The sequence below is a fragment of the Roseateles sp. DB2 genome (assembly GCF_051857535.1).
Taxonomy (GTDB): Bacteria; Pseudomonadota; Gammaproteobacteria; order Burkholderiales; family Burkholderiaceae_C; genus Roseateles_B.
In genome coordinates this window covers 1-2,403 of sequence record NZ_JBPZGY010000038.1, presented here as the reverse complement: position 1 = coordinate 2,403, position 2,403 = coordinate 1, and the positions used below count along the sequence as shown (strand labels likewise).

3 protein-coding genes are annotated in these 2,403 nt (G+C 58.4%); 1 reads left to right on the top strand and 2 read right to left on the bottom strand.

Features of this window, described 5'->3' with window-relative positions; all coding sequences use genetic code 11:
- Nucleotides 1-532: 532 nt before the first annotated feature.
- Entirely contained in the window at nucleotides 533-649 is a 117-nt protein-coding gene (locus tag ACS5PK_RS22550) for a hypothetical protein (RefSeq protein ID WP_439442506.1), read from the top strand.
- Between the two features lie 223 nt (nucleotides 650-872).
- Here the strand turns inward: ACS5PK_RS22550 and ACS5PK_RS22545 are convergent, their stop codons facing one another.
- Both ACS5PK_RS22545 and ACS5PK_RS22540 read right to left on the bottom strand, forming a co-directional pair.
- Complete coding sequence (locus ACS5PK_RS22545; RefSeq protein WP_439442505.1) at nucleotides 873-1,286, bottom strand: hypothetical protein; 414 nt, start codon at nucleotides 1,284-1,286, stop codon at nucleotides 873-875.
- Nucleotides 1,283-2,403 (bottom strand): hypothetical protein (locus ACS5PK_RS22540; protein WP_439442504.1); only part of this gene is annotated, 1,121 nt, incomplete at its 5' end. The genes ACS5PK_RS22545 and ACS5PK_RS22540, both read right to left, overlap by 4 nt.

Here is a 2,403-nt window from a genome sequence, read left to right as displayed (position 1 = left end):
CAACCGGCGCTTTGACCTGCGGGCGATATTGGTCGCGCTACTGAGCGATGCCATCCGCTCCCAGCCCTGGCGGCAGGTTTCATTGAGGCAGCGGATGCCAGCGGAGATAGGTGCCTAATCAGGAAGGTTTAAGGCCCTGGTGCCTCTCGCCAGCGACATAGCGGACCAGGATGGATGTGCGCCGTGAGGCACACATCCATCCTGTCCTGAACGATTCCCCCCGCCTTTGCGATGAATCGGCAGCGAAGTTGCAGCCCATCTGCGGCGCTTCATGGACGGATGCGCAGGATCGGCACGGCACCCCGGCGACGCATGGGCAGCGGATTGACCATGAGGTCGCGGGCGTTTGAAGACCGCTTGCCGGCGAAGCTGCGGGCTACCGGTGCAGTCCGGCGGACCGCTGCATCAAGGGTCAGGTCTGAACTTCACGTTTAAGGCCTGACCCTGGTGCCCAGTATCTGACCCTGGTGCCTGCAAACCCACCACTGACGAGTCCGCAGCACCGCGCCAGCGCACCGTGGCCGAGCGCCGCATGCGCCTGGAGCAGGCCCTGGCCAGCTCCCGCATCGAGGGCCATCTGCCCAGCGCGGAGTTCCTGGCGGACATGCAGGCCATTGCATCAAGGGTCAGGTCTGAACTTCACGTTTAAGGCCTGACCCTGGTGCCAAGATGACTTGGCCGGACGCTTACTGCCGTCCTTGTCGACGAAACCGATGATGCCGTGCGAGTCACCCCCCACTGCTGACCAGCCATTGGGGTCGCCGTATTGCAAACGGACGCCTTGCGGGGTCTTGCTAACGTTGAACTGCGCCGACAAATCCATCCGCGCTGCTGCCGCCGCAGTTTCAGAAGCATTTCCGGCATTGCCAAATTCAATTCAGCCGATTGGCCATTTGAGTGTTGTGGTTGACTATGAGCGCCTGAACATCGCCGCTGGTCGGCAGAGAGGAATTAGGAAAAATTACGCCGTAGCAGTTGAGCATGAACGCGCGAATTCCGTTAGGCGTAGGAACTGGCGCCGAGCAAGACTGCCAAATGATGTCCAACAGCTCACTACCTTCGGGCTCTACTGCAATCAAGTAGCCGAGCGTATTCTTGACGACCTGCTTGGTTTCATCCTTGAGTGATTCATACCGGGGAACAACAAGATTTCGAATAACTCGCTCTACGAACTCTGGCTTGTTCCAGTCAGCATCTGTCGCCTGAATGCCGTTCTCACCCAAGAACATGAGCTCATAGAAGAGATTGCTCAGAACATACCCGTTAACAAGATTGTCGGTTCTCATGGCATCGGCCTCAGCAGGGGGAATATAGTGTACGGTTGACCATTTCTGAAAACGGCATTCACATTTGTCGTAAACATCCAGTCAAGCCCAGGCGATTTGGTATACCCCTCGCCGATAAGACCTTCCATCTTGAATGAGTAGGCTTTGTTGACACCACCATTCAACTGGAAGATTGAGTCGGCTCGCTGCATAGCAGCACCCATATCTCGGTTGGATAAGAACCTCGTCGAATCTCGGAACGCCGGGTCGATGCTTCCGTCTGGAGCTAGTTTGGTCGAAGCTCGAATTTCTTGGTCGAGCAATGTGGTGCCAGGCCCATGCTTCTCAAGGAAGTGGGTGTTCGGGTTCACCGCTGTGGCCGTAGCATCTCTCTGGTCAAGCCAGTTCCCCCAGGTTGCTTCGCTCTTGCTTTCGAGTAGCGCTCTGCGCTCTCCAGCTGTTAAGCCACCCCACTTCGCCTGCAACTCTGCCATCCGACTTGTCGCGGCACCCTCTACATTGCCAATCCCCGTCGAAGCAAACCCCTCCCCAATGGCTATTCTCTCCCCGACTGCGAAGCTGCTACGCATCGAGAGCCCTTGGCGACCGCCCACGACTGACAGTGCCGCCATAGACGTGCTTTCCAGTAGCTGCACCGTGCTGCGCCCTGCCGCCCCCATCTCTCCCTTGGACAGATTGACCGCCGTGCGCACCCCTGAGTCCACGATGGACCCACCAGTCATCCACGGAGCCAACGTGGCCTGTGCACCGTAGTACACCAGCGTCTTGCCCAGACCCATCTCGTTCACGTTGCGGTAGAAACCGCTGCGTGTGCCCTGAACGCCTCGCCAGCCATCAAAGGAGTCCAGCCCAAAGTTAACTATTCCAGTCCACGCACCACTCGCTGTGTCGCTCACTTGGGCCTTGAATCCCTCCCCGAAGCTGGTTTCAGCGGCTGCACGTCGACCGAACAATTCGATCGGGTTCTGGGGTGCGAAGTGCCCTGAGCCATCCATGGCCAGGAACGTGAATGGCAGATTGCCTGACGACGCATTGACCAATGACTGCTGCGGAGCAGCCATGGCCGCCAGGCTATCGCCCAGCAGCATGCGATCAAACGCCCGGTCCTCAGCGCTGT